The 26228-nt window shown below is 66.7% G+C and carries 22 protein-coding genes; 12 read left to right on the forward strand and 10 right to left on the reverse strand.

The annotated features are described in order from the left end of the window. Positions 1–221 precede the first annotated feature (221 nt). Positions 222–758 (forward strand): adenine phosphoribosyltransferase, encoded by a 537-nt coding sequence (locus ACMZPQ_RS15750; protein WP_197584317.1) that lies wholly within the window; start codon positions 222–224, stop codon positions 756–758. A 97-nt stretch (positions 759–855) separates the two neighbouring features. Here ACMZPQ_RS15750 and dbpA read toward each other — a convergent pair whose 3' ends face one another. Next, complete coding sequence (gene dbpA / locus ACMZPQ_RS15755) at positions 856–2232, reverse strand: ATP-dependent RNA helicase DbpA (protein ID WP_197584319.1); 1377 nt, start codon at positions 2230–2232, stop codon at positions 856–858. 153 nt (positions 2233–2385) lie between these two features. Continuing rightward, entirely contained in the window at positions 2386–3465 is a 1080-nt protein-coding gene (locus tag ACMZPQ_RS15760) for a YeiH family protein (RefSeq protein WP_197584321.1), read from the reverse strand. Positions 3466–3567: 102 nt separating this feature from the next. Between ACMZPQ_RS15760 and ACMZPQ_RS15765 the strand changes: the two genes are divergently transcribed. Continuing rightward, on the forward strand, positions 3568–4443 hold the full coding sequence (locus ACMZPQ_RS15765) for a LysR family transcriptional regulator (RefSeq protein WP_197584323.1): 876 nt from the start codon (positions 3568–3570) through the stop codon (positions 4441–4443). Between the two features lie 347 nt (positions 4444–4790). After that, positions 4791–6671, forward strand: coding sequence for an ATP-binding cassette domain-containing protein (locus ACMZPQ_RS15770; protein ID WP_197582087.1), 1881 nt, complete (start codon positions 4791–4793; stop codon positions 6669–6671). Between the two features lie 412 nt (positions 6672–7083). Here ACMZPQ_RS15770 and ACMZPQ_RS15775 read toward each other — a convergent pair whose 3' ends face one another. Both ACMZPQ_RS15775 and ACMZPQ_RS15780 read right to left on the reverse strand, forming a co-directional pair. Beyond that, positions 7084–7545 (reverse strand): c-type cytochrome, encoded by a 462-nt coding sequence (locus tag ACMZPQ_RS15775; protein WP_006430887.1) that lies wholly within the window; start codon positions 7543–7545, stop codon positions 7084–7086. A 9-nt stretch (positions 7546–7554) separates the two neighbouring features. After that, the gene (locus ACMZPQ_RS15780) at positions 7555–7950 is read right to left on the reverse strand and encodes a c-type cytochrome (protein WP_414486245.1); all 396 of its coding nucleotides are present in this window, start codon (positions 7948–7950) and stop codon (positions 7555–7557) included. Positions 7951–8155: 205 nt separating this feature from the next. Here ACMZPQ_RS15780 and ACMZPQ_RS15785 point away from each other — a divergent pair, with 205 nt between their 5' ends. From ACMZPQ_RS15785 to ACMZPQ_RS15795, 3 genes are read left to right on the forward strand one after another with little or no spacing between them, the layout of a single operon-like run. Next, a complete protein-coding gene (locus ACMZPQ_RS15785; RefSeq protein WP_197582091.1) occupies positions 8156–9307 on the forward strand; it encodes an efflux RND transporter periplasmic adaptor subunit in 1152 nt (383 codons plus the stop codon). After that, positions 9304–12825 (forward strand): efflux RND transporter permease subunit, encoded by a 3522-nt coding sequence (locus ACMZPQ_RS15790; RefSeq protein ID WP_197582092.1) that lies wholly within the window; start codon positions 9304–9306, stop codon positions 12823–12825. Before ACMZPQ_RS15785 ends, ACMZPQ_RS15790 begins: the two co-directional genes overlap by 4 nt. Further along, the gene (locus tag ACMZPQ_RS15795) at positions 12822–15908 is read left to right on the forward strand and encodes an efflux RND transporter permease subunit (protein ID WP_414486246.1); all 3087 of its coding nucleotides are present in this window, start codon (positions 12822–12824) and stop codon (positions 15906–15908) included. Before ACMZPQ_RS15790 ends, ACMZPQ_RS15795 begins: the two co-directional genes overlap by 4 nt. 131 nt (positions 15909–16039) lie before the next feature. Here the strand turns inward: ACMZPQ_RS15795 and ACMZPQ_RS15800 are convergent, their stop codons facing one another. From ACMZPQ_RS15800 to ykgO, 6 genes are all read right to left on the reverse strand, one after another. Further along, entirely contained in the window at positions 16040–17260 is a 1221-nt protein-coding gene (locus ACMZPQ_RS15800) for a TraB/GumN family protein (protein ID WP_414486247.1), read from the reverse strand. 4 nt (positions 17261–17264) lie between these two features. Next, complete coding sequence (locus ACMZPQ_RS15805; RefSeq protein ID WP_197582095.1) at positions 17265–17795, reverse strand: GNAT family N-acetyltransferase; 531 nt, start codon at positions 17793–17795, stop codon at positions 17265–17267. Between the two features lie 14 nt (positions 17796–17809). Next, on the reverse strand, positions 17810–18697 hold the full coding sequence (locus ACMZPQ_RS15810) for a carbon-nitrogen hydrolase (protein ID WP_049442792.1): 888 nt from the start codon (positions 18695–18697) through the stop codon (positions 17810–17812). A gap of 160 nt (positions 18698–18857) precedes the next feature. Beyond that, a complete protein-coding gene (locus tag ACMZPQ_RS15815) occupies positions 18858–19895 on the reverse strand; it encodes an agmatine deiminase family protein (protein ID WP_005413039.1) in 1038 nt (345 codons plus the stop codon). 39 nt (positions 19896–19934) lie between these two features. Next, positions 19935–20234, reverse strand: coding sequence for a hypothetical protein (locus ACMZPQ_RS15820; protein WP_312645887.1), 300 nt, complete (start codon positions 20232–20234; stop codon positions 19935–19937). Positions 20235–20411: 177 nt separating this feature from the next. Continuing rightward, positions 20412–20537, reverse strand: coding sequence for a type B 50S ribosomal protein L36 (ykgO, locus tag ACMZPQ_RS15825; protein ID WP_005409283.1), 126 nt, complete (start codon positions 20535–20537; stop codon positions 20412–20414). A 197-nt stretch (positions 20538–20734) separates the two neighbouring features. On the opposite strand from ykgO, the gene cmk reads away from it, so the two are divergent. The 6 genes from cmk (at position 20735) to ACMZPQ_RS15855 (ending at position 26228) form a co-directional block, all read left to right on the forward strand. Next, positions 20735–21412, forward strand: a complete 678-nt coding sequence (gene cmk, locus ACMZPQ_RS15830; RefSeq protein WP_049447856.1) for a (d)CMP kinase — start codon at positions 20735–20737, stop codon at positions 21410–21412. Positions 21413–21610: 198 nt separating this feature from the next. Then, complete coding sequence (gene rpsA / locus ACMZPQ_RS15835) at positions 21611–23296, forward strand: 30S ribosomal protein S1 (protein ID WP_197582097.1); 1686 nt, start codon at positions 21611–21613, stop codon at positions 23294–23296. An 86-nt stretch (positions 23297–23382) separates the two neighbouring features. After that, a complete protein-coding gene (locus ACMZPQ_RS15840) occupies positions 23383–23688 on the forward strand; it encodes an integration host factor subunit beta (protein WP_005409286.1) in 306 nt (101 codons plus the stop codon). 77 nt (positions 23689–23765) lie between these two features. After that, the gene (locus ACMZPQ_RS15845) at positions 23766–24050 is read left to right on the forward strand and encodes a LapA family protein (RefSeq protein WP_197582098.1); all 285 of its coding nucleotides are present in this window, start codon (positions 23766–23768) and stop codon (positions 24048–24050) included. Positions 24051–24056: 6 nt separating this feature from the next. After that, positions 24057–25235, forward strand: a complete 1179-nt coding sequence (gene lapB, locus ACMZPQ_RS15850) for a lipopolysaccharide assembly protein LapB (protein ID WP_197582099.1) — start codon at positions 24057–24059, stop codon at positions 25233–25235. Positions 25236–25238: 3 nt separating this feature from the next. Next, a complete protein-coding gene (locus ACMZPQ_RS15855) occupies positions 25239–26228 on the forward strand; it encodes an MraY family glycosyltransferase (RefSeq protein WP_197582100.1) in 990 nt (329 codons plus the stop codon).

Below are 26228 nucleotides of genomic sequence, written 5' to 3' on the forward strand. Positions count from 1 at the left end.
GGAGTGTCCGCGGCATGGATGCCGCGGCCAAGCCCCCATGGATGGGTTTACGGCGTCTCCCGCAACCGGACCCACCCCGCCATCCCTCAGGAAACGAGCTTTTGCCGTCGCCTTGGCTTTAAGCCTCTGCAGGTGCCGGGCGCAGCCCGGCCGACACCCCTCACCAGGCAGGCGGCGCCCGGAACAGGTACCCTATGCCGCCATCAGATAACCAACGTGACATGACCGACGCCCTCGTCGCTCCGCAGTGGGCCTCCCGCCTGCGCGACATCGCCGACTTCCCCAAGCCCGGCATCCTGTTCAAGGACATCATGCCGCTGCTCGCCCACGGCGAGGACTTCCGTGGTGCCATCACCGCGATGGCCGACCGTTGGCGCGACCAGAAGCTGGATGCAGTGGTCGGCATTGAATCGCGAGGCTTCATCCTCGGTGCCGCGATGGCGCTGGAACTGGGCGTGGGCTTCGTGCCGGTGCGCAAGCCGGGCAAGCTGCCGGGCCAGGTACTGCGCGAGGAGTACACGCTGGAATACCGCAGCGACTGCATCGAGGTGCACGCCGATGCGCTGCCGTCCGGCGCGCGCGTGGCGATCATCGATGACGTGCTGGCTACCGGCGGTACGCTGGTCGCCGCGTTGTCGCTGGTGCGCCGCCTGGGGGTCGACGTGGTCGGCGCCGGCGTGCTGGTCGAGTTGGACGGCCTCGGCGGCCGCGCCCGCTGGGAAGCGGATCTGCCACTGCACACCGAACTGGTGTTCTGATCGTAGGGTGAGTGCCAACCAAGGTTGGCACCTACCAGAGCGAATTGCCGTGAACCGGTAGTTGCCAACCTTGGTTGGCACCCACCCGGTCAGGTCATTACATCATCCGCACACGGAATCGACGGCCCTTGATCTTGCCGGCTTCCAGCTTCGCCACGGCCTTGTTGGCCTGCTCACGGGCAATCGCCACGTAGGAGCGGGTCGGGAAGATCGCGATCTTGCCGATGAACTTGCTCGACAGGCCAGCGTCACCGGTCAGCGCACCGAGGATATCGCCCGGGCGCAGCTTGTCGGTCTTGCCACCATCGATGCGCAGCGTGCGCATCGCCGCTTGCGGCAGTTCGGCCGGGCGCGAAGTCGCCAGCGGCGTTTTCTGCCAGTCCAGCGGCTGACCCATCTGCGCTTCGATCGCTTCGGCACGGTTCTTTTCGCGGCCGGCCACCAGGCTGATCGCCAGGCCGCTGGCACCGGCGCGGCCGGTACGGCCCACGCGGTGCTGGTAGCTCTCCACGTCGGTCGGCAGTTCGTAGTTGATCACCGCCGCAAGCTCTTCAACGTCCAGCCCGCGCGCGGCCACGTCGCTGGCCACCAGCACGTTGCAGCTGCGGTTGGCCAGCAACAGCAGCACTTCCTCGCGGTCGCGCTGCTCCATGTCGCCGTGCAGGGCGAGGGCGGAGAAGCCGAACTGCTGCAGCGAGTTGGCCACTTCGTCCACGTCCTTGCGGGTGTTGCAGAACACCACCGCCGATTCCGGTGTGTACTTCAGCAGCAGGCCGGCCAGTGCCTTCTGTCGGTGTGCCGGTTCCACCTCGCAGAACAGATGGCGGATCGCCGGTGCCTGGTCGGCGCCTTCCACGGTCACTTCCACCGCGTCGCGCAGCAGGTCGCGTGCCATGGCACGGATGCTGTCGGGGAAGGTGGCCGAGAACAGCAGGCTCTGGCGATCCTTGTGGGTGCGGCCGGCGATCTCGCGGATCGGCTCCTCGAAGCCCATGTCGAGCATGCGGTCGGCCTCGTCCAGCACCAGCGTGCGCACCGCACCCAGATTCAGCGCGCGCTTGCGTGCCAGTTCCTGCACGCGGCCGGGCGTGCCGACCACCACGTGCGGGTCGTGGCCTTCCAGCGACGCCAGCTGCGGGCCCAGCGGCACGCCGCCCACCAGCAGCAGCAGCTTCAGGTTGGGAATGCCGGTGGCCAGCTTGCGGATCTGCTTGCCGACCTGGTCGGCCAGTTCGCGGGTCGGGCACAGCACCAGCGCCTGCACGCGGATCAGGCTGGGGTCGATGGACTGCAGCAGGCCCAGGCCGAAGGCGGCGGTCTTGCCGCTGCCGGTCGGCGCCTGTGCGATCACATCACGGCCATCGAGGATGGCCGGCAGGCTCTGCGCCTGCACGGGGGTGAGGGTGGTGTAGCCGAGGGCATCCAGGCCGGGCTGCAGGGCCGGGCTCAGCGGCAGGGTCGAGAAGTCAGTCATGGCGCATTGTACCCGTCCGCGCGGCCGCCCCCGTCTAATGGGGTGGGGTCGGATCGCTTTCCGCAGGAAAGGGCTCCTGCCCCCATCGGAGCCGCCATCCACGCATGGCGTGGATCTACTGGTGGGTGCCGACCTTGGTCGGCACGCTCTTGCTCAGCCCAGCACCGCCAGCACGCCCTGGTGGATCGCCAGGCCACCAAACAGCAGCCAAGCAAACAGGATCAAGGCCAACAGCAGCGGCTTCAGCCCCGCCTGGCGCAGCGCCGAGACGTGAGTGGTCAGGCCGAGTGCGGCCATCGCCATCGCCAGCAGCACGGTATCCAGCTGCACCAGCCCGGCCTGCAGGCCGGCCGGAAGCAGATGCAGTGAGTTGAACCCGGCCACCGCCACGAAACCGAATGCGAACCACGGCACCACGATGCGCGCCTTGCTGCCGTCGGCGCTGGCCTTGCCGCCGCGCGCCAGCCACAGTGATAGCGCCACCAGGAACGGCGCCAGCAGCATCACCCGCACCATCTTGGTGATCACCGCGGTATCGGCGGCGGCTTCACTGACCGCACGGCCTGCGGCCACCACCTGCGCCACTTCATGCACCGTCGCGCCGGTGAACAGGCCGTACTGGCGTGCGTCCATGGCCAGCCAGCCATGCGACTGCACCAGTGCATACAGTGCCGGGTACAGGAACATCGCCAGCGTGCCGAACACCACCACCGTCGATACCGCCACCGTGACCTGTGCTGCGCGGCCGCGCACCACCGGCTCGGCGGCCATCACCGCGGCCGCGCCGCAGATCGCGCTGCCGGCACCGATCAGCATCGCCGCCTCGCGCTCCATCCTGAAAATGCGCACGCCCAGCCAGCAGGCCAGCCCGAAGGTGCTGGCGACCACCAGCACGTCCATCAGCACACCGCTGACGCCGACATGGCCGATGTCCTGGAAGGTCAGGCGCAGGCCGTACAACACGATGCCGGCGCGCAGCAGCCAGTGCTTGGAGAAACCGACGCCGGCAGCGCTGCTTGGTGCCAGCCGTGGATAGAACGTGTTGCCGATCACGATGCCGCCGACGATGGCCACGGTCAGCGCGCTCAGGCCATGCGCCTGCAGCCACGACAGCTCGGCCAGGTACAGCGACGCCGCCGCGATCAGGCCGACCAGCAACAGGCCGGGCAGGCGCGGTTGCCAGCGTTGGCGCAAGGCGGGCAGGGACCAGGGGGAGAGGGCAGGGGCGTTCATGACGAGGGCGGGGCTGGAGTGATGGCGCCAGCGTGCGCCTGTGTGATTGACCTGTAAAACGAATAATATGGGTGAAACCTACCTATAGAACGGGTAATTTCCATGCGCCTGACGTTGCGCCAGCTGCAGGTCTTCGTCGCCATCGCCGATCACGGCAGCACCACCGCCGCCGGTCAGGCCATCGCACTCTCGCAGTCGGCCAGCAGTGCCGCCCTGCAGGAGCTGGAGGCACATTTCGGTACGCCGCTGTTCGACCGCATCGGCCGCCGCCTGGCCCTGAACGGACATGGCCGCGCACTGCTGGAGCCGGCGCGCACGCTGTTGGTCAACGCCGCCGACCTGGAGCGGCAGCTGGCCGCGGGCGGCGACCTGGCGCAGGGGGCGCCACTGCGGCTGGTGCTGGCCGCCAGTACCACCATCGGCAACTACCTGCTGCCGCCGCGCATCGCCGAGCTGCTGCGGCAGGCGCCGCAGGCCGAGGTCGACCTGCGCATCGACAACAGCGCAGGTGTGGTTGCCGCCGTGCAGCGCCTTGATGTGGATGCCGGCCTGATTGAAGGCCCGTGCCATGAGCGTGGCCTGCAGGTGACTGCCTGGCAGCAGGATCCCTTGGTGATCGTCGCGGCCGCCGACGCCCCGGCGCGATGGACACTGGATGAACTACGCCGCGCGCGCTGGCTGCTGCGCGAACCCGGCTCCGGCACCCGTGAGGCGGTCGAACAGGCGCTGCTGCCGCACCTGCGCGGATTCGCCCAAACCCTGCAGCTGGGCAATACCGAAGCGATCAAGCAGGCCGCGATCGCCGGCCTCGGCCTGGCCTGCCTCTCGCGCCACGCGCTGGAAGAGCCGCTGGCGCTGGGCCGCCTGCGCGTGCTGGACACCCCGCTGCCGGCCCTGCAGCGCACCCTGTGGCTGGTACGCCACCCCGGCAAGCACTGGCTGCCGGGGTTGCAGGCGTTGTTGGGGGAGGTGGGGTAGGCCATCAGATTCCCGGTCGATTCCATCTCTCGACACTTCTCTGTAGCGCTCATCCACGCATGGCGTGGATCTACCGTGCCGACCAAGGTCGGCACCCACCAGAGCAGAATGCCGTTCCGACAGATCGCGATGAACCGTCAGAGGCGGGGCGGTGTGGGGCTGCAGGACCGTTGGCGCCATGGATGGCGCCATCGAGCCCCCAGGGACGGGTTTACGGCGTGTCCTGCAGCCCCACACCGCCCCGCCTGCCACCGTAAGCCGCTTTTGACGTTGCTTTGGCTGCGGCCGTTGCCTCTGCGGGTGCCGGGTGCAACCCGGCCGACGCCCCCAACCCGTACAATATCCGGATGCCTCTGATTACTCTGCAGAACGTCGACTTCAGCGTCGGCGGCCCGTTGTTGCTGGAAAAGGCCGAACTGTCGATCGAGCCGGGCGAACGCATCGCCCTGATCGGCCGCAACGGCGCCGGCAAATCCACCCTGCTCAAGCTGCTGTCCGGCGACCACAAGCCCGATGACGGCGAAGTCCGCGTGCAGCAGGGCGTGCGCGTCACCCGCTTGGAGCAGGAAGTGCCGCATGGCGCCGCCGGCTCGGTGTTCGACGTCGTCGCCGATGGCCTGGGCGAACTGGGCCAGTGGCTGGCCGAGTTCCACCACCTCAGCCACGCCGAGGTCTTCGATGGCGAAGCGCTGGGCAACGTGCAGGCCAAGATCGACGCCGCCAACGGCTGGGGCCTGGACCAGCGCGTCAGCGAAACCCTGACCAAGCTCGACCTCGATGGCGAAGCCGAATTCGGCCGCCTGTCCGGCGGCATGAAGCGCCGCGTGCTGCTGGCGCGCGCGCTGGTGTCCAGTCCGGACGTGCTGCTGCTGGACGAACCGACCAACCACCTCGACATCGAAGCCATCGACTGGCTCGAAGCGTTCCTGAAGGGCTGGAGCGGCAGCGTGGTGTTCGTCACCCATGACCGCCGCTTCCTGCGTGCGCTGGCCACCCGCATCGTCGAGATCGATCGCGGCCAGGTCACCAGCTGGCCGGGCGACTGGGCCAACTACGAGCGCCGCCGCGAGGAACGCCTCAACGCGCAGGCGCAGGAAAACGCACGCTTCGACAAGCTGCTGGCGCAGGAAGAAGTCTGGATCCGCCAGGGCATCAAGGCCCGTCGAACCCGCGACGAAGGCCGCGTGCGCCGCCTGAAAGCGATGCGCACTGAGCGCTCGCAGCGCCGCGACCTCAGCGGCAACGTCAAGATGGAAGCCGCCCAGGGCGTCAGCTCGGGCAAGAAGGTCATCGACGTCAAGGACATTTCGTTCGCTTTCGGCGAGCGCACCATGGTGCGCGACTTCAGCACCACCATCCTGCGCGGCGACCGCATCGGCCTGATCGGCCCCAACGGCAGCGGCAAGACCACGCTGCTGAAGCTGTTGCTGGGCGAACTGCAGCCACAGAAGGGTGAAGTCAATCCCGGTACCAACCTGCAGATCGCCTATTTCGACCAGTACCGCGCGGTGCTGCGCGAAGACTGGAGCGCGATCGAGAACGTGGCCGAAGGCCGTGATTTCCTCGAGTTCAACGGCAAGCGCAAGCACGTGCATGCCTACCTGCAGGACTTCATGTTCACCCCGGAACGCGCGCGTGCGCCGATCACCCGCCTGTCCGGTGGCGAGCGCAACCGCCTGCTGCTGGCCAAGCTGTTCGCGCAGCCGTCCAACCTGCTGGTGATGGACGAACCGACCAACGACCTCGACGTGGAAACCCTGGAGCTGCTGGAAGAGCTGCTGGGCGAGTACACCGGCACCCTGCTGCTGGTCAGCCACGACCGTGACTTCATCGACAACGTGGTGACCTCCACGCTGGTGATGGAAGGCGACGGCGTGATCGGCGAGTACGTGGGCGGCTACAGCGACTGGCAGCGTTATGCGGCCAGCATCGCCGCACCTGCCGCGGCCCCGGCAGCAAAGCCGGCCGCAGCGGCACCGGCTGCTGCGGCGGCTACCCCCGCCGCGCCCAAGCGCAAGCTGGCCTACAAGGAAGCGCGCGAACTGGAACAGCTGCCCAAGACCATCGAGAAGTTGGAAGGCGACGTCGAAGGGCTGACCTCGGCGATGAACGACCCCTCGTTCTACACCCGCAGCAGTGCCGAAGTGACGGCGCACACGCAGCAGCTGGCCAAGGTCCAGGCCGAGCTGGATGCCGCGTACGCGCGCTGGGAAGAACTGGAAGGCTGAGCGCCGGTCGGGTTCGTGCGGACCAACGGTCCGCACCTACCGGAGCCAATGCCCGGTAGATCCACGCCATGCGTGGATGGCGGCATCAGTGCGGACCAAGGTCCGCACCCACCGACGCCGATGCCTGGTAGATCTACGCCATGCGTGGATGGCGGCATCAGTGCGGACCAAGGTCCGCACCCACCGACGCCGATGCCTGGTAGATCCACGCCATGCGTGGATGGCGGCATCAGTGCGGACCAAGGTCCACACCCACCGACGCCGATGCCTGGTAGATCCACGCCATGCGTGGATGGCGGCATCAGTGCGGACCAAGGTCCGCACCTACCGGAGCCGATGCCTGGTAGATCCACGCCATGCGTGGATGGCGGCATCAGTGCGGACCAAGGTCCGCACCCACCGGGGCCGGCCGTCATTTGACCCCGTGCAGATCCCGCAGCTGGCTCGGCCGGCTGCCGAAGTACGCGGCCAGATCGGCAATGTCCTGATCGCTCAGGTCCTTCGCCTGCGGTGTCATCAGCGCATGCTGGCGATCACCGGCGCGGTAGGCCTGCAGGGCATGCGCCAGGTAGTCACCGTACTGGCCACCCAGCTTCGGGTACGTCGCATCGATCGGCGCATTGCCGTCCGCCCCGTGGCAGTCGATGCAGCTCTGGTTGGTGGCCTTGCCCTTCACCTTGGCGCGGGCTTCGCCGGCGGCCTCGCGGCCTGCAGGCAGGCCGGCCGATGAGGAAGAACCGTGTTCGCCGCTGGCATGGCCCGGGTCGGCGGCGGATTTCTCGCTGTTTTCCACCTGCGACTGCGAACAGGCGGCCAGCAGCAGGGCAACGGACAGGGCGATGGCATGACGCATCGGATGCGCGGCTTTCGACATGGGCGGGCCTTACTTGACGGTGGACAGGTAAACAGAGAGATCGGCGATCTCCTGTTCGCTGAAGCTCATCGACTGCGCCTGCATCGTTGGGTGCCGGCGCTTGCCCTGGCGGTACTCGGCCAGGGCCTGGGCCAGGTACTGCTGGGTCTGGCCGCCGATCTTCGGCACCCGATAACTGGGATAGGCGTTCTTGTACCCGGTGATGCCGTGGCACCCCTGGCAGGTGTAGGCCAGCACGCGGCCATTGTCGAAGTTGCCGGCAGGCGCGGCCGGCGCCGGCACAGCGGCGGGAGCCGGGGCCGGGGCGGGTGTTGCAGGAGCAGAAGCAGGAGCGGGCTGTGCGGCGGCCCCAAAGGGCAGGAGGACGGCCAGAGCGAGACAAGCGGCGAGCGGCTGCGGGCGCATGGTGTCGTTTCCGGGGATTCGGGTCTGGTCGTTCCGGCGTGGGGTACGGAACGACCCGAGTATAGCCTCAGGTTTCATCTAGCTGAAATGGGGGTGGGCCGACCCGTGGCGTGAAGACACCATGACCTTTGGGATATGGTGTTGCCGTGAAGTGGTGCATTACTTTGCTACCACACCTGTCCACGCATCCTCCAGGGACCTGACGATGTCGCACCCAACCTTCCTGTCCGGCCGTCGCAGCGGAATCTGCGCTGCCGCACTGCTGATCTCCACCTCCCTGCTGCTGGGCGGTTGCGCCGCAGGGCCCAATTCCGAAGCCAAGGCCGCCGAGACCAAGGAAGAAAAGAAGGTCGACGCTGTGCCGGTCGAGGTGGCGGTGGCCAGCCACCGCGCGGTCGCGGCCAGCTACACCGGCACCGCCGCACTGGAGCCGCGCGCCGAATCGCAGGTGGTGGCCAAGACCTCGGGCGTGGCGCTGGCGGTGCTGGTGGAGGAAGGACAGCGGGTGACCGCCGGCCAGCCGCTGGTGCGCCTGGATCCGGACCGCGCACGCCTGGCCGTGGCGCAGAGCGAAGCGCAGATGCGCAAGCTGGAAAACAACTACCAGCGCGCGCAGAAGCTGGTCGGCCAGCAGATGGTCAGCGCCGCCGACGTCGACCAGCTGCGCTATGACCTGGAGAACGTCCGCGCGCAGTACCGCCTGGCCACGCTGGAGCTGTCCTACACGACGGTGGTCGCGCCGATCTCCGGCGTCATCGCGTCGCGCTCGATCAAGACCGGCAACTTCGTGCAGATCAACACGCCGATCTTCCGCATCGTCGACAACTCGCGGCTGGAAGCCACGCTCAACGTGCCCGAGCGCGAGCTGGCCACGCTGCGTGCCGGCCAGCCGGTGACGCTGGCTGCCGATGCGCTGCCGGGCCAGAGTTTCACCGGTACCGTCGATCGCATCGCACCGGTGGTCGATTCGGGCAGCGGCACGTTTCGCGTGGTCAGCGCCTTCGATGGCGCCGCGCACGCGCTGCAGCCCGGCATGTTCGGACGCATCCGCATCGATTACGACCAGCGTGCCGATGCGCTGGTGGTGCCACGCCTTTCGTTGCTCGACGACGGTGAGCCGGCGGTGTTCCGGGTGCGCGAAGGCAAGGTCGCACGCGTTCCGGTCAAGCTGGGTTACGCCGAGGGCCCGTGGGTGGAGATCCGTGATGGCCTGGCGGCCGGTGATCAGGTGGTCACCGCCGGCAAGGTCGCGCTGCGCGACGGCACCGCGGTGCAGGTGATTGCCGACCCGAAGGCCAAGGCGAAGACGGTCGCAGCGGCCGCCAAGCCCGCAGACAAGGCCGGGAGCAAGCAATGACCGCCCCGGGCCACGACCACGGTGCCTCGCCGGCGAGCGACGGCGCCGCCGCCGGCATGCGCGGCGGCCTGGTGGAGTTCGCCACCCGCCGCCGCGTGACCATCGCCATGTGCACGGTCACCCTGCTGCTGTTCGGCCTGATCGCGCTGGGCAACCTCAAGGTCAACCTGCTGCCCGACCTGAGCTACCCGACGCTGACCGTGCGCACCGAATACACCGGTGCGGCGCCGACCGAAATCGAAACGTTGATCACCCAGCCGGTCGAAGAAGCGGTGGGCGTGGTCAAGAACCTGCGCAAGCTGAAGTCGGTCTCGCGCACCGGCCAGAGCGACGTGGTGCTGGAGTTCGCCTGGGGCACCAACATGGACCAGGCCAGCCTGGAGGTGCGCGACAAGATGGAAGCGCTGAACCTGCCACTGGAGGCCAAGGCTCCGGTGCTGCTGCGCTTCAATCCGTCCACCGAGCCGATCATGCGCCTGGTGCTGTCCAGCAAGACCGCACCGGCCAGCGATGCCGACGCGATCCGCGAGCTGACCGGCCTGCGCCGCTATGCCGATGAAGACCTGAAGAAGAAGCTGGAGCCGGTCACCGGCGTCGCTGCGGTCAAGGTCGGCGGCGGCCTGGAAGACGAGATCCAGGTCGACATCGACCAGCAGAAGCTTGCCCAGCTGAACCTGCCGATCGACACCGTCATCAAGCGCCTGAAGGACGAGAACATCAACATCTCCGGCGGCCGCTTGGAGGAAGGTTCGCAGCGCTTCCTGGTACGTACCGTCAACCAGTTCGCCGACCTGGAGGAGATCCGCAACCTGCTGGTCACCACCCAGGCGTCGAACGGCAGCGCGGCGGATTCGGCGCTGCAGCAGATGTTCAACATTGCCGCCTCGACCGGTTCGGCGGCGGCCATCGCGGCGGCGTCGGCGGCACAGAGCGCATCGTCCGGCGGCGGTTCCAGCGTGGTCGCCAACGGTGTGCCGGTGCGCCTGAAGGACGTGGCCACCGTGCGCCAGGGCTACAAGGAACGCGAAGCGGTGATCCGCCTGGGCGGCAAGGAATCGGTCGAGCTGGCGATCTACAAGGAAGGCGACGCCAACACCGTGTCCACCGCCGAAGCGCTGCGCAAGCGCCTGGAGCAGATCAAGGGCACGTTCCCGGCCGATGTCGAGATGACCACGATCGAGGACCAGTCGCGCTTCATCGAGCACGCCATCGCCGACGTCAAGAAGGACGCGGTGATCGGTGGCCTGCTGGCGATCCTGATCATCTTCCTGTTCCTGCGTGATGGCTGGAGCACCTTCGTGATCAGCCTGTCGCTGCCGGTCTCGATCATCGCCACGTTCTTCTTCATGGGCCAGCTCGGCCTGAGCTTGAACGTGATGTCACTGGGTGGCCTGGCCTTGGCCACCGGCCTGGTGGTGGACGATTCGATCGTGGTGCTGGAGAGCATCGCCAAGGCGCGCGAACGTGGGCTGGGCATCCTGCAGTCGGCCATTGCCGGTACCCGCGAAGTGAGCATGGCGGTGGTCGCCTCGACCCTGACCACCATCGCCGTGTTCCTGCCGCTGGTGTTCGTCGAAGGCATTGCCGGGCAGCTGTTCCGTGACCAGGCGCTGACCGTGGCGATCGCTATTGCGATCTCGCTGCTGGTGTCGATGACCCTGATTCCAATGCTCAGCTCGCTGAAGGGACGGCCGCCGCTGGCGTTCCCGGAAGAAGCGCCGAACGCACCGTGGCAGCCGCAGAACCGCTGGCAGAAGCCGGTTGCGTTGGGTCGTCGTGGCGCGGTGGCGACCGTGCGCTGGGGCTTCTATGCGCTGGCCTGGTTGGTGGTGCGCGTGTGGCGCGGCGTGGTGGCCGTGATCGGGCCGGTGATGCGCAGGGCCAGCGATCTGGCAATGAAGCCTTACGCGGGTGCCGAGCGCGGTTACCTGCGCCTGCTGCCGAGCGCGCTGGCCCATCCCGGCAAGGTGCTGGGCGTGGCGACGATCATCTTCGTGGCGACCATGGCGCTGGTGCCGATGCTCGGTGCCGACCTGATCCCGCAGTTGGCGCAGGACCGCTTCGAGATGACGGTGAAGCTGCCCGCCGGCACGCCGCTGAAGCAGACCGATGCGCTGGTGCGCGAGTTGCAGCTGGCGCATGGCAAGGGCGAAGGCGTGGCCTCGCTGTACGGCGTCAGCGGCAGCGGGACGCGCTTGGATGCCAGCCCGACCGAAAGCGGCGAGAACATCGGCAAGCTGACCGTGGTGATGGAAGGCGGCGGCAACCCGCGTACCGAGGCGGCGATCACCGAGCGCCTGCGCGACACCATGACCCAACATCCGGGCGCACAGGTCGACTTCGCGCGACCGGCGTTGTTCAGCTTCTCCACGCCGCTGGAAATCGAACTGCGCGGGCAGGACATGGCGACCCTGGAAGTGGCCGGCCAGCGCCTGGCGGCGCTGCTGCGCGGCAATGCGCACTACGCCGACGTGAAGTCGACGGTGGAAGAGGGATTCCCGGAAATCCAGATCCGTTTCGACCAGGAGCGTGCCGGTGCGCTGGGCCTGACCACCCGCCAGATCGCCGACGTGGTGGTGAAGAAGGTACGCGGCGACGTGGCCACCCGCTACAGCTTCCGCGACCGCAAGATCGACGTGCTGGTGCGTGCGCAGGAAGGCGACCGCGCCAGCGTGGAGAGCATCCGTCGCTTGATCGTCAACCCGGGCAGCACCCGCCCGGTCACCCTGGACGCGGTGGCCGACGTGGTGGCCACCACCGGCCCCAGCGAGATCCATCGCGCCGATCAGACGCGCGTGGCGGTGGTGTCGGCCAACCTGCGCGACATCGACCTGGGCGCGGCCATGCGCGAAGTGCAGCAGATGGTGGCCGAGCAGCCGCTGGGCGCGGGCGTCGGGCTGCACATCGGTGGCCAGGGCGAGGAACTGGCGCAGGCAGCGAAGTCGCTGATCTTCGCCTTCGGCCTGGCGATCTTCCTGGTCTACCTGGTGATGGCCTCGCAGTTCGAATCGCTGCTGCATCCGTTCGTGATCCTGTTCACCATCCCGCTGGCGCTGGTCGGTGCGATCCTGGCGCTGACGCTGACCGGGAAGCCGATCTCGGTGGTGGTGTTCATCGGCCTGATCCTGCTGGTCGGCCTGGTCACCAAGAACGCGATCATCCTGATCGACAAGGTCAACCAGCTGCGCGAGGCCGGCGTGGCCAAGCATGAGGCGCTGGTGGAAGGTGCACGTTCGCGCCTGCGGCCGATCATCATGACCACCCTGTGCACGCTGTTCGGCTTCCTGCCGCTGGCGGTGGCGATGGGCGAGGGCGCCGAAGTGCGCGCGCCGATGGCGATCACCGTGATCGGCGGCCTGCTGGTGTCGACCCTGTTGACCCTGCTGGTGATCCCGGTGGTGTACGACCTGATGGACCGTCGCGGTGATGCCTACTACCGCGAACGTGGCCGCAAGCATGCCGGCGAGATCGAGCCGGGCGCCGCGGGCAGTGCAGCAGGTGCGGAGGAACCGGCATGAGTGTTGCCGAGTTCTCCATCCGTCGTCCGGTTACCACCATCATGTGCTTCGTGTCGCTGGTGGTGATCGGCCTGATTGCATCGTTCCGGTTGCCGTTGGAAGCGCTGCCGGACATCTCCGCGCCGTTCCTGTTCGTGCAGATTCCGTACACCGGTTCGACGCCGGAGGAAGTGGAGCGGACCATCATCCGCCCGGTCGAGGAATCGCTGGCGACGATGACCGGGATCAAGCGCATGCGTTCCTCGGCCACGTCCGAAGCCGCGTCGATCTTCATCGAGTTCAGTGACTGGGACCGGGACATCGCCATCGCCGCTTCCGACGCACGCGAGCGCATCGATGCGATCCGCAGTGACCTGCCCGACGACCTGCAGCGCTACAACGTGTTCAAGTGGTCCAGCAGCGACCAGCCGGTGCTGAAGGTACGCCTGGCCAGCACCACCGACCTGACCACCGCCTATGACATGCTCGACCGCGAGTTCAAGCGGCGCATCGAGCGGATACCGGGCGTGGCGCGCGTCGATATCACCGGTGCGCCGCCGAACGAGGTCGAGATCGCCATCGATCCGAACCGGCTCAACGCGCATGGCCTGAGCATCAACGAGCTGAGCGAGCGCCTGCGCACGCTGAACTTCTCGATCTCGGCCGGGCAGATCGACGACAACGGCCAGCGCGTGCGCGTGCAGCCGGTGGGCGAGATCACCGACCTGCAGGAGATGCGTGACCTGGTGATCAACGCCAAGGGCCTGCGCCTGGGCGACATTGCCGACGTCCGCCTGAAGCCTGCGCGGATGAGTTACGGCCGCCGCCTGGATGGCAATCCTGCCGTCGGCCTGGACATCTTCAAGGAGCGCAGCGCCAACCTGGTCGAAGTCTCGCGTGCGGCACTGGCGGAAGTCGAGTCGATCCGCGCAGAGGCGTCGATGCGCGACGTGCAGATCAAGGTGATCGACAACCAGGGCAAGGCAGTGACGTCCTCGCTGCTGGAGCTGGCCGAGGCCGGTGCGGTCGGCCTGATCCTGTCGATCACGGTGCTGTTCTTCTTCCTGCGCCACTGGCCCTCCACGCTGATGGTGACCCTGGCCATTCCGATCTGCTTCACCATCACCCTGGGCTTCATGTACTTCGTCGGGGTGACGCTGAACATCCTGACCATGATGGGCCTGCTGCTGGCGGTGGGCATGCTCGTGGACAACGCCGTGGTGGTGGTGGAGAGCATCTACCAGGAGCGCGAGCGCATGCCCGGTCAGCCGCGGCTGGCCTCGATTATCGGCACCCGCAACGTGGCCATCGCGCTCAGCGCCGGCACCCTGTGCCACTGCATCGTGTTCGTGCCGAACCTGTTCGGCGAGACCAACAACATCAGCATCTTCATGGCGCAGATCGCGATCACCATCTCGGTCTCGCTGCTGGCCTCGTGGCTGGTGGCGGTCAGCCTGATCCCGATGCTGTCCGCCCGCATGGCCACGCCCAAGCTGGTGCATTCGCAGACCGGCCTGATTGCCCGGCTGCAGCGCCGCTATGCGCAGCTGCTGGACTGGTCGCTGCGCAACCGCGGCTGGAGCCTGCTCGGCATCCTGCTGGTGGTGCTGGTCAGCCTGGTGCCGATGAAGCTGACCAAGGTCGACATGTTCGGCGGCGAAGGTGGCAAGGACATCTTCATCGGCTACATGTGGAAAGGCGCCTACACCTACCGCCAGATGTCCGAGGAAGTGGCGCGGGTGGAAAACTGGATCGACCAGAACCGTGAGCGCCTGCACGTGAAGCAGGTCTACTCCTGGTACAGCGAGCAGGAAGGCAGCTCGACCGTGGTCACGTTGGACGAGAAGTACGCCAAGGACATCAAGGCGCTGCAGGAAGAGGTGCGCAAGGGCCTGCCGAAGTCGGCGCGTACCGATTACTTCGTCGGCAACCAGGGCGGCGATGGCGGCGGTGGCGGCAACCAGGGCGTGCAGGTACAGCTGGTCGGCGACTCCAGCAGCATGCTGCAGGAGATTGGACAGGAAGTGCTGCCGCTGCTGGCCCAGCGCGCCGAGCTGCGCGACGTGCGCATCGACAACGGCGAGAAGGGCGGCGAACTGAAGGTGCGCGTCGATCGTGAGCGTGCCGCCGCGTTCGGCTTCAATGCCGAACAGGTGGCCAGCTTTGTCGGCCTGGCCCTGCGCGGTGCACCGATGCGCGAGTTCCGCCGCGGTGACAATGAAGTGCCGGTGTGGGTGCGCTTCGCGGGCGCCGAGCAGAGCAGCCCGGAAGACCTGGCCGGTTTCAGCGTGCGCACCGGCGATGGCCGCAGCGTGCCGCTGCTGAGCCTGGTCAGCGTCGACGTCGGCTCCTCGGCCACCCAGATCGGCCGTACCAACCGCCAGACCACGTTGACCATCAAGGCCAACCTGGCCGAGAAGATCACCGCGCCCGACGGCCGCAAGGCGATTGAAGCGGTGCTCAAGCCGATGAGCTTCCCGGCCGGCTATGGCTACACCTTCGACGGCGGCGACTACGGCAACGACAACGAGGCGATGCAGCAGATGGTGTTCAACCTGCTGATCGCGCTGGTGATGATCTACGTGGTGATGGCGGCGGTGTTCGAGTCGCTGCTGTTCCCGGCGGCGATCATGAGCGGCGTGCTGTTCTCGATCTTCGGCGTGTTCTGGCTGTTCTGGATCACCGGCACTTCGTTCGGAATCATGTCCTTCATCGGCATCCTGGTGCTGATGGGCGTGGTGGTGAACAACGGCATCGTAATGATCGAGCACATCAACAACCTGCGGCGCGGCGGCATGGGCCGCACCCAGGCACTGGTGGAGGGCTCACGCGAACGCCTGCGCCCGATCATGATGACCATGGGCACGGCGATCCTGGCGATGGTGCCGATCTCGCTGACCGATACGCAGATGTTCGGCAATGGCCCGGAGTACTCGCCGATGGCGCGGGCGATTGCCGGCGGCCTGGCGTTCTCGACCGTGGTCAGCCTGCTGTTCCTGCCGACCATCTATGCGGTGCTGGATGACCTGCGCACTGCCGTGACGCGGTTGATCCGCCGGGCGCGCGGCCTGGAGAGGGTAGAGCCGGGCGCTGCCCGGCTGTAATGCACGCCAACGTGTTGTGGTGTGGGGGAGGCCGGTCGTAGTGGGGCGGCCTCCCCCTTTTTTGCTCGCCGCGTCGCGCACCGCCCGAGCATGGGCTCGGGCGCTACAGATTCCGTGGAAGGTTGAAACGGTTACCCCGCGACCTTGCCCCACACCTTGAAGGTGGTCAGCCACAGGCCGAGCATGCTGCCCAGGTTGGTCAGCATGAAGGTAAGCACCACCCGGGTGACGCGGTTGCGGTACCACCCCTTCAGGCTCTGCGCATCGTCGCGCAGTTTCAGGAAATCCTCGTAGGCCGGCTTGCGCAGGCGCGCTTCCACCAGCGCCGAGAACGCACCGGTCGGAATGCTCAGGCGGAACGGCTTGAACGGGGCCACCGCGATCGCGGTGAGGATGCTCAAGGGATGGCCGCCGGCCAACAGGCAGCCCAGGCCGGCCAGGCCGCCGGTATACATCGCCCACGTCGCCAGCAGTTCGGTTCCAACGCCCAGGCCACCGCGGTAGAAGCCCACGCCGATGCCGGTCGCCACGATCGCCAGGATGCCCAGCGTGAACCACGGGATGTTGCGCTTCTTAGGCACCGCTTCCAGTTCGGCACGCAGCGGTGCCGGCGCTTCGGTGTCGGTTTCAAGGTGGCGCGCCAGCCCGGCCAGATGGCCGGCACCGACCACCGCCAGCACTTCGCGCTGCTGCGGGGTGTGCTCCTCGCGCAGGCGCGTGGCCATGTAGCGGTCGCGTTCGCCGATGATGGTCTCGTACAGCGCCGGGCTCTCGCTGGCGAACTCGCCGAAGCTCGATTCCAGCATGTCGCCCTGCTTGAGCTTCTCGATCTCGTTCTCGCCGACTTCTTCCGAAGAGAACAGGCCGGCGCCGAGGCCGGCAACCAGCTTCAGCTTGCCGAAGAAGCCCAGTCGCTGGGATGCGCGACGGAAGGTCAGGCCCACTTCGCGATCGATCAGGTGCACCGGCAGGTTACGCTCGCGGGCCAGTTCCACCGCGCGCTTGAGTTCCGCGCCGGGCTCGATGTCCAGCTGTTCGGCCAGGCGTCGCTGGTAGGCGGACAGGGCCAGGTTGGCGGCGAACAGGGCCACGCGGCCCTTGCGGATCACTTCCACCAGGTCCAGCTTGGCCAGCGAGTCCGGGTCGCTCAGCGCCTGCAGGCGCTGCGGGTCCAGTTCGACGGCCACCGCATCGAAGCGACCGCTGTCGATCGCTTTTTCCACGGCTTCAACGCTGGCGCGGGAAACGTGGGCGGTGCCCAGCAGGGTGTAGCGCACGCCGTCGCGTTCGACGACGCGCACCGGCTGTCCGGCGAACAGGTCGTCGCCGGTCTCGGGAAGGGTTTCAGTCATGGATTCATTCATTGGAAGGTGCGGTGTCGGCGCCATCGCCGAGCGCGCGCTGCATCTGCACGGTATCCAGCCAGCGGCCGTGCTTGCGGCCGAGGCCGCGGAACACGCCGACCAGCTCGAAGCCGAAGCGTTCGTGCAGCTTGATGGAAGCGGTATTGGTCGGTTCACCGATCACCGCCACCATCTGCCGGTAACCGCGTGCCACGCAGGCGTCGATCAAGGCCTGCAGCAGGCCGGTGCCGACGCCGTTGCCCTGGAAGCGGGCATCGACGTAGACCGAATTCTCGACGGTCCACTGGTAGGCCACACGGGTGCGGTAGGTGTTGGCGTAGGCATAGCCGGCCACCTGGCCGTCGATCTCGGCGACCAGGTAGGGGAAGCCACGGTCGATGATGTCGCGCATGCGGCGCAGCATCTCGGCCGGGCCCGGGATGTCGTACTCGTAGGTGTTGACGAAGTCGGTCACTTCCACCGCGTAGATCGCAGTGATCGCGTCGATGTCGGCCGGGCCGGCATCACGGATGAGGACGGCCATGCGCGGGCTCCGGCTCAGTCGATGTAGCGCTTGAGCAGGTCGCCGTATGCATCGATGCGGCGATCACGCAGGAACGGCCAGATGCGGCGCACGTGCTCGCTGCGCTGCAGGTCCACATCGCACAGCAGCACGGTGGCGTCGGTGCCGGCCTCGGCCAGGAATTCGCCCTGCGGGCCCAGCACGTGGCTGTTGCCCCAGAACTGGATGCCCGAGGCGCCCAGCGGCGAGGCCTCGTGGCCGACCCGGTTGCAGCTCAGCACCGGCAGGCCGTTGGCCACGGCGTGGCCGCGGTGGCTCAGCACCCAGGCGTCGCGCTGGCGGGTCTTCTCGTCCTGCACGTCGTCCGGGTCCCAGCCGATCGCGGTCGGGTACAGCAGCAGCTCGGCACCGGCCAGCGCCATCAGGCGCGCCGCTTCCGGGTACCACTGGTCCCAGCACACCAGCACGCCGAGGCGGCCCACCGAGGTATCGATCGGGGTGAAACCGATGTCGCCCGGAGTGAAGTAGAACTTCTCGTAGAAGCCCGGATCATCCGGGATATGCATCTTGCGGTACTTGCCGAGCAGCGTGCCGTCCTTCTCGAACACCACGGCGGTGTTGTGGTACAGGCCGGCAGCGCGGCGCTCGAACAGCGAGCCCACCAGCACCACGCCATGCTTCTTCGCCAGCGCGCCCAGGCGCTCGGTGCTCGGGCCCGGGATCGGCTCGGCCAGGTCGAACTCGTCCACCGACTCGTGCTGGCAGAAGTAAGGGCCGTTGTGCAGTTCCTGCAGCAGCACCAGCTTGGCACCCTGCGCAGCCGCCTCGGCCACGCGTGCTTCGATCACCGCCAGATTGGCGGCGGCATCACCGTGGTTGCGCTCCTGGATCAGGGCGACGGTAAGGGGGCTGCGCGAGTTCATGCGGGGCGTTCCTGCGGGGGAAAACCTGCATGTTAGCGCGGATGGGCGGCGACGGCGTGTCGCGCGCTGAATGGCGCAGCGGGGAGTACCGGCCGCTGGCCGGCAATCCCGTTGGTCCATCAGGCAGTGCCGGGTTGCCGGCCAGCGGCCGGCACTACCGTCATGCCTTGAGCAGGCCTTCCGGCAGCTGCATGGTGATGCAGTGCAGGCTGCCGTTCTGCCAGATCAGCGAGCGGCAGGGCACCTGCACGATCTCGCGGCCGGGGTGGGCCTGCGCCAGCACGTCGCGGGCCAGGTCATCAGCCGGATCGCCATAGGCCGGCATCAGCACCGCGCCATTGACGATCAGGTAGTTGGCATACGACGCGGCCAGTCGGCGGCCTTCGTCGATCACCGGCTGTGCCCACGGCAGCGGGAACAGGCGGTACGGCTGGCCGTCCTTGGTGCGCAGCGCGGCCAGTTCGTTGCCCATCGCCTGCAGCTCGGCGTAGTGCGAGTCGCTTTCGTCGTCGCAGGCCTGGTAGACGATGCTGTCGGCCGAGGCGAAGCGGGCAAGGGTGTCGATGTGGGCGTCGGTGTCGTCGCCTTCCAGGTAGCCGTGGTCCAGCCACAGCACGCGGTCCTGCTGCAGCCAGTCGGCCAGGTCGGCGCTCAGGCTGGCGCGGTCGCGGTCCGGGTGGCGCTCGTGCAGGCACTTCCAGGTGGTCAGCAGGGTGCCTTCGCCATCGGTTTCGATGCCGCCGCCTTCCAGTGCAAACGGAATGCTGCGCACCGGCGCGTCGTTGAACACGCCGGCCTGGTCGAGCACGCCCACCAGCTGGTCATCGAGGGTGGCGTCGAACTTGCCGCCCCAGCCGGTGAAGCGGAAATCCAGCAGCTGGAAGCCGCCATCGGCGCGGCGCAGGGTGATCGGGCCGGAGTCGCGCAGCCAGGTGTCGTCGTAGGCGGCCGTGGTGAAGTGGACCTTGTCCATGTCGATGCGGTTGGAGCGCAGCCGCATTTCGGCATAGGTCTCCACATCGTCGTCGGCCACGCAGATCAGCACCGGCTGGAAGCGGGTGATGGCCGCGACCAGGGCGATGTAGGTCTCTTCCACCTGGCCCAGGCGGTCAGCCCAGTCGGTGTCGGCGGTGGGCCAGGCAATCAGGACGCCGCTCTGGGCTTCCCACTCGGCAGGAAAACGAAGGGTCTGGTTCATGGTCTCGCTACACAGGCCCGCCCACGGCGGGTAAAGGGATCAACGGATCGGCGGTTTCGGGCCGATTTCGTTCGGGTCCGCCTGGTTGGCCACCACGTCGATCACCTTCTGCTTCTCGAAGTAGACGGTGAACTGCGGGTACACCCAGCGGTTGATGGTCGGCCATTGCCGCTTCTGCCCGCCACGCGGCTGCAGCTGTTCGCTCGGCGCACCGAACTGCGCCTGCACCTGCTGCATGCTCTGGCCGCGCACGGGCAGGGCACCGGCCGGCTTCTCGCGGGCCCGGTCGACAAGCAGGGTGTCGGCCAGCGCCGGCGTGGCGGTGACCAGCGTGGCCATCACGGCCAGGGCGGACAGGTAACGCTTCATCTCGATCTACTCCCCAGTGGTCAAGAAAGGCGATTACAGCAAAAACGGCAGGAAAAAGCCGCATAAACAAAAAACCGCCCGAAGGCGGTTTCTTGCATCGGGTCGGCCCCGCGTAGGGCCAGCCTCAGCCGCGAGGGCTGGTGAGGCTTAGCGCTGACGCGCCTTGAAACGCGGGTTCGACTTGCAGATGACGAAGATCTTGCCACGACGACGCACGACCTTGCAGTCACGGTGACGGGCCTTCGCCGACTTCAGGGAGGACAGGACTTTCATGGCATACCTCGGCGTAAACAGTAGTTGTTCGGGTGGAGCGTGGCCGCGATATGCGAAAGACAATCGGCAGTTGACGCTCGTTCAAGCCCGCCATTCTACCGGGCTTTTCCTCGTGGTTTCAAGTGGTTGCACAAAAGATCCCGCTGGGGGCGTCTGGCAGGGGCTAGAATGGCCTCTTCACACGCTCTGGGACCCCCATGAATCCACTCGCTCCCGTCCTGACCATCGACGGCCCATCCGGGGCCGGCAAGGGTACCATCAGCCGCATCATCGCGCGCCGGATGGGCTGGCATTACCTGGATTCGGGGGCGCTGTACCGGGCGGTGGGCGTGGCCGCGAGCTGGGCTGACATCGATACGTCCGACGCCTCGGCGCTGGTCCGCTGCACCTTCGACACCCACGTTCAGTTCGTGGAGCAGGGCGAGGCCATGCGGGTCATGGTCAACGGCACCGATGCCACCGACGAGCTGCGCCTGGAAACCACGGGCGCGCTGGCCTCGGCCATTGCCGCCATTCCCGAGGTCCGGGCCGCCCTGAAGGAGCGCCAGCGCGCATTCAGGGAGCTGCCGGGCCTGGTCGCCGACGGCCGCGACATGGGCACCGTGATCTTCAAGGACGCCCCCTACAAGGTGTTCCTGACCGCCAGTGCCGAGGAGCGCGCCGAGCGCCGGCATAAGCAGTTGAAAGACAAGGGGGTTTCTGTTAACTTTGATGACCTCCTGCGCGAGATCATGGCCCGCGACGCCCGTGATGCTCAGCGTACCGTGGCGCCCCTGAAGCCGGCAGACGATGCTGTCCTCATCGACACCACAGGCATCGGCATCGATGATGTCGTTGCCCGAGTGATGGATCTGCTTCCGGTTCCGGCTGCCTGATCCGTTCGCGCGGGAGCACTGCCAGCAGTATCGGCGGTAGTCGCGCAATGCAGTGCTGTACAAGCTCCGTCGCGCAATGATGCGTGGCGGTTTTCCTACTACACACGACCTGCGTTTCCGGGGTCGACCAACAGGCGGGCGGTCGCCATTCCCCTGAAGGGGACGCCACCGACCCATGTGTCCAACAGAGTAAATCTAATGACCGAATCATTTGCCGAACTGTTTGAAGCCAGCCAGGCCAACCTGGCCAAGCTGAAGCCGGGCGCCATCGTCAGCGGTACCGTTGTTGAAGTCCGCGGCGACGTCGTGGTGATCAACGCTGGCCTGAAGTCCGAAGGCATCGTGCCGATCGAACAGTTCCGTAACGACGCTGGCGAAATCGACGTCGCCGAAGGCGACATCGTCAAGGTCGCCCTCGACTCGATCGAGAACGGCTTCGGCGAAACCGTCCTGTCGCGCGAGAAGGCCAAGCGCGCGATGGTGTGGGACGAGCTGGAAGAAGCGTTGGAAAAGAACGAAACCATCACCGGCCGCATCAGCGGCAAGGTCAAGGGTGGTTTCACCGTGGACATCAAGGATGTCCGCGCCTTCCTGCCGGGTTCCCTGGTCGATGTGCGCCCGGTGCGCGATCCGGCCTACTTGGAAGGCAAGGAACTCGAGTTCAAGCTCATCAAGCTGGACCGCAAGCGTAACAACGTCGTGGTCTCGCGCCGCGCTGTCGTCGAAAGCGAGCACTCGGAAGAGCGCGAGCAGCTGATGGACAAGCTGCAGGAAGGCGCGATCCTGAAGGGTGTCGTCAAGAACCTGACCGATTACGGCGCGTTCGTGGACCTGGGCGGTATCGACGGCCTGCTGCACATCACCGACATGGCGTGGAAGCGCGTGCGTCACCCGTCGGAAGTCGTGAACGTCGGCGACGAGCTGGACGTCCGCGTGCTGAAGTTCGACCGCGAGCGCAACCGCGTTTCGCTGGGCCTGAAGCAGCTGGGCGAGGATCCGTGGGACAACATCGGCCGTCGTTACCCGGCCAACAGCCGCGTCTTCGGCAAGGTCTCCAACGTCACCGATTACGGCGCGTTCGTTGAGATCGAGCCGGGCGTCGAAGGCCTGGTGCACGTCTCCGAGATGGATTGGACCAACAAGAACGTCAACCCGTCCAAGGTTGTGCAGGTTGGTGATGAAGTCGAAGTGATGGTGCTGGACGTCGATGAAGAGCGTCGCCGTATCTCGCTGGGCATGAAGCAGGTTGCCGCCAATCCGTGGGAAACCTTCGCTGCCACCCACAAGAAGGGTGACAAGGTGTCGGGCCAGATCAAGTCGATCACCGACTTCGGCATCTTCATCGGCCTGGACGGCGGCATCGACGGCCTGGTTCACCTGTCCGACATCAGCTGGGCCACCACCGGCGAAGACATCGTTCGCAACTTCAAGAAGGGCGACACCCTGGACGCAGTGGTCCTGGCCGTCGATCCGGAGCGCGAGCGCATCTCCCTGGGCGTCAAGCAGCTGGAGCAGGATCCGTTCGGCCAGTACATGGCGGCCAATCCGAAGGGCTCCAAGGTTGAAGGCGTGGTGAAGGAAGTCGACGCCAAGGGCGCGATCATCGAGCTGGCTGACGGCATCGAGGGTTACGTTTCGGCACGCGACATCGCCAACGAGCGCGTTGACGACGCCACCCAGCACCTGAAGGTCGGCGACAAGGTCGAAGCCAAGTTCGTGGGCATGGACCGCAAGGGCCGTACCCTGCAGCTGTCGATCAAGGCCAAGGACGACGCGGAAATGCGCGAAGTGCTGGAGGAATACCAGTCCTCTTCGGCATCGAGCGGCACCACCCAGCTGGGCGCGCTGCTGCGTGCACAGCTGAACGGTGGCAAGTCCGAGTAATCGGACCCCGTTGTTCGTTGTTTCCTGGACGGCCCGGGCATTGCCCGGGCCGTTTCAGGCTGAGATGCCCCTGATGTGAGCCGGTAATGACCAAATCCGAACTGATCGAAATCCTCGCGCGCCGCCAGGCGCACCTGAAGGCCGATGATGTCGATCTGGCGGTGAAGTCGTTGCTGGAAATGATGGGCGGTTCGCTGTCCGCCGGAGATCGCATCGAAATCCGTGGTTTCGGCAGCTTCTCGCTGCACTATCGTCCGCCGCGCCTGGGTCGCAACCCGAAGACCGGCGAATCGGTCGCCCTGCCGGGCAAGCATGTCCCCCATTTCAAGCCGGGCAAGGAACTGCGCGAGCGGGTCAGCAGTGTGCTGCCGCTGGACGCCGATCCGGCCTGAGCCTGCCGTCGCGCCACCGCGTGCGAATCCAGCCGCGAGTCGGATAAGCTACGGACTCCTGCCAATGGAGCTGTCGCATGAAGGTTTTTCGTCTGCTGGTCCTGCTGGCGGTTCTGATCCTTGGGCTGATCATTGGTGCGGTCAACATGACCGCGATGTCGATCAACCTGCTGTTTACCCAATTGAATACCTCCGTCGGTGTGGCGCTGATTGCGGCCCTGCTGATCGGTGTCATCGTCGGTGCCGGCCTGGTGCTGGTGAGCGTGGTCATTCCGCTCTACAGCCAGCTGCGCCGTGCCAACAAGTCCGCCGCCGCCACGCCGGCCGCGGGTGTTTCCTCCCAATCTTTTGATGGACGTTGATCGAAGATGGATTTCGTCACCGAGTGGCTGTGGTTTTTTCTGTTCGTACCGCTGGCAGCATTGGCTGGGTGGGTGATTGGCCGGCGTGGCGGGCAGCGCCACGGTGACAACCAGGTCAGCCGCCTGTCCAGTACCTATTTCCGCGGCCTGAACTATCTGCTGAACGAGCAGCCGGACAAGGCCATCGAGCTGTTCCTGCATATTGCCGAGCTGGACAAGGAAACCTTCGAGACCCAGGTCGCGCTGGGCCACCTGTTCCGCCGTCGTGGTGAAGTCGACCGCGCCATCCGCCTGCACCAGGGCCTGGTCAACCGTAACGACCTGAGTGACGCGCAGCGCGTGCAGGCGTTGCTGGCGCTGGGCGAGGACTACATGAAGTCCGGCCTGCTCGATCGCGCCGAGACCGTGTTCACCGAACTGGCGCAGCTGGACCAGCGCGCCCCGCAGGCCCTCAAGCACCTGATCGGCATCTACCAGGCCGAGCGTGACTGGGAAAAGGCGATCGACAACGCCACCCGCTTCGAGGACGTCACCGGCGAGCCGATGGGCAAGCTGATCGGGCAGTTCGAATGCGAACTGGCCGAGCGCTTCCGTGGCGCTGGCAAGCTGGAGGAGGCGAGGGCGGCGATCGCCCGTGCCTACCAGGCCGATGCGATGTCGGTGCGTGCGGGCATCATCGAGGGGCGCCTGGAAACCGATGCCGGCAATGCCGAAGCCGCCGTGCGCGCCTTCGAGCGTGCTGCGCGCAACGATCCGGAATACCTGCCCGAACTGCTGCCGGCGCTGATGGCGAACTACCGCAAGGTGGGGGACCTCGGCGGTGCGCGGGCCTTCCTGTCGGAAATGACCGAGCACTACCGCGGTATCGCGCCGGTGCTGGCCCTGACCCGCCTGATGGAAGAGCAGGAGGGTGTGGCCCCGGCCCGTGCCTACCTTGGCCGCCAGCTCAAGGACCGCCCGTCGGTGCGTGGCGAGTCCGCGCTGATCGACCTGACCCTGGCCGAAGGCGCTGATTCGACTGCGACCCTGCATGACCTCAAGCACATCACCGACCAGCTGCTGGTGCGCAATCCGGCCTACCGCTGCACGCGCTGCGGCTTCGGCGCGCGCACGCACCACTGGCAGTGCCCGAGCTGCAAGGAATGGGGCACGGTCAAGCCGCTGCTGAACTACGCGGTGCTCTGATCCATGCCGTGGCTCGTGATGGGGGCGCTGCTGGGGTTGGCCCTGCTGAGTGCGGCGCTCACCTGGGCGGCACTGGGCTATGCCCTGCGCCGGCAATTGATGGACCAGCCGGGCGAGCGCCGCAGCCATAGCGTGGCCACGCCTCGCGGCGGTGGCATTGCCATCGTCATCAGCCTGCTGGTCAGCGCGGGCGTGGCCATGTGGGCCTGGCCCGAGGCTGCGCTCAGCCTGATGGTCGCCAGCCTCGGCCTGGTGCTGGTGGCCGGCATCGGCTGGTGGGACGACCACCGCCCGCTGCCGGCGCTGCGCCGCCTGCTGGTGCACTTCATCGCCGCCGCATTGCTGGCCGCGCTGGTCAAGCTGCATGGTGGCAGCTGGTGGCTGGCGGCGCTGGTGCTGATCTTCACCGCCTCCCTGATCAACATCTGGAACTTCATGGATGGCATCAACGGCATTGCCGCCAGCCAGGCCATCGTGGTCGCGCTGGGGCTGGCGCCGGTGCTGCCGTGGCCGTACTCGCTGGCGGCGGTGGCGCTTGGCCTGGCCTGCCTGGGTTTCCTGCCATTCAACTTCCCGCGGGCGCGGATCTTCATGGGTGATGTCGGAAGTGGCGCGCTCGGCTATGCAGTCGCCGTCGTCCTGGCCATCGCCGCGGTGCGCACCGATATCAACTGGATCCTGCTGCTGCTGCCGGCGTCGGCGTTCCTCGTGGACGCGGGCTTCACACTGGCGGCGCGCATCATTTCCGGACAACGCTGGATGGAACCCCATACCCAGCACGTCTACCAGCGGGCGGTGCAGGCAGGAGCCAGCCACGCGCAGGTGACAGGGATGTATTTCGCTTTGGGCCTGTTCAGTATTACAGTGCTTAATGTCTGCACCAATTTGCAGCCGAGGTGGGAGGCTGCCGTGGCGATCGCGTGGTTCGTAGCGCTGAGCGCCCTTTGGCTCCTCCTGCGCAATGGATTGCGTCACCGACAAGGAACTACCTGA

It is taken from the genome of Stenotrophomonas maltophilia (assembly GCF_047497515.2).
Taxonomy (GTDB): domain Bacteria; phylum Pseudomonadota; class Gammaproteobacteria; order Xanthomonadales; family Xanthomonadaceae; genus Stenotrophomonas.

Excerpts from the sequence above, each read along its gene's own strand:
- ACMZPQ_RS15750 (WP_197584317.1), top strand. The coding sequence starts at position 222 with ATGACCGACGCCCTCGTCGCTCCGCAGTGGGCCTCCCGCCTGCGCGAC.
- dbpA (WP_197584319.1), bottom strand. The coding sequence starts at position 2,232 with ATGACTGACTTCTCGACCCTGCCGCTGAGCCCGGCCCTGCAGCCCGGC.
- ACMZPQ_RS15760 (WP_197584321.1), bottom strand. The coding sequence starts at position 3,465 with ATGAACGCCCCTGCCCTCTCCCCCTGGTCCCTGCCCGCCTTGCGCCAA.
- ACMZPQ_RS15765 (WP_197584323.1), top strand. The coding sequence starts at position 3,568 with ATGCGCCTGACGTTGCGCCAGCTGCAGGTCTTCGTCGCCATCGCCGAT.
- ACMZPQ_RS15770 (WP_197582087.1), top strand. The coding sequence starts at position 4,791 with ATGCCTCTGATTACTCTGCAGAACGTCGACTTCAGCGTCGGCGGCCCG.
- ACMZPQ_RS15775 (WP_006430887.1), bottom strand. The coding sequence starts at position 7,545 with ATGTCGAAAGCCGCGCATCCGATGCGTCATGCCATCGCCCTGTCCGTT.
- ACMZPQ_RS15780 (WP_414486245.1), bottom strand. The coding sequence starts at position 7,950 with ATGCGCCCGCAGCCGCTCGCCGCTTGTCTCGCTCTGGCCGTCCTCCTG.
- ACMZPQ_RS15785 (WP_197582091.1), top strand. The coding sequence starts at position 8,156 with ATGTCGCACCCAACCTTCCTGTCCGGCCGTCGCAGCGGAATCTGCGCT.
- ACMZPQ_RS15790 (WP_197582092.1), top strand. The coding sequence starts at position 9,304 with ATGACCGCCCCGGGCCACGACCACGGTGCCTCGCCGGCGAGCGACGGC.
- ACMZPQ_RS15795 (WP_414486246.1), top strand. The coding sequence starts at position 12,822 with ATGAGTGTTGCCGAGTTCTCCATCCGTCGTCCGGTTACCACCATCATG.
- ACMZPQ_RS15800 (WP_414486247.1), bottom strand. The coding sequence starts at position 17,260 with ATGACTGAAACCCTTCCCGAGACCGGCGACGACCTGTTCGCCGGACAG.
- ACMZPQ_RS15805 (WP_197582095.1), bottom strand. The coding sequence starts at position 17,795 with ATGGCCGTCCTCATCCGTGATGCCGGCCCGGCCGACATCGACGCGATC.
- ACMZPQ_RS15810 (WP_049442792.1), bottom strand. The coding sequence starts at position 18,697 with ATGAACTCGCGCAGCCCCCTTACCGTCGCCCTGATCCAGGAGCGCAAC.
- ACMZPQ_RS15815 (WP_005413039.1), bottom strand. The coding sequence starts at position 19,895 with ATGAACCAGACCCTTCGTTTTCCTGCCGAGTGGGAAGCCCAGAGCGGC.
- ACMZPQ_RS15820 (WP_312645887.1), bottom strand. The coding sequence starts at position 20,234 with ATGGCCACGCTGGTCACCGCCACGCCGGCGCTGGCCGACACCCTGCTT.
- ykgO (WP_005409283.1), bottom strand. The coding sequence starts at position 20,537 with ATGAAAGTCCTGTCCTCCCTGAAGTCGGCGAAGGCCCGTCACCGTGAC.
- cmk (WP_049447856.1), top strand. The coding sequence starts at position 20,735 with ATGAATCCACTCGCTCCCGTCCTGACCATCGACGGCCCATCCGGGGCC.
- rpsA (WP_197582097.1), top strand. The coding sequence starts at position 21,611 with ATGACCGAATCATTTGCCGAACTGTTTGAAGCCAGCCAGGCCAACCTG.
- ACMZPQ_RS15840 (WP_005409286.1), top strand. The coding sequence starts at position 23,383 with ATGACCAAATCCGAACTGATCGAAATCCTCGCGCGCCGCCAGGCGCAC.
- ACMZPQ_RS15845 (WP_197582098.1), top strand. The coding sequence starts at position 23,766 with ATGAAGGTTTTTCGTCTGCTGGTCCTGCTGGCGGTTCTGATCCTTGGG.
- lapB (WP_197582099.1), top strand. The coding sequence starts at position 24,057 with ATGGATTTCGTCACCGAGTGGCTGTGGTTTTTTCTGTTCGTACCGCTG.
- ACMZPQ_RS15855 (WP_197582100.1), top strand. The coding sequence starts at position 25,239 with ATGCCGTGGCTCGTGATGGGGGCGCTGCTGGGGTTGGCCCTGCTGAGT.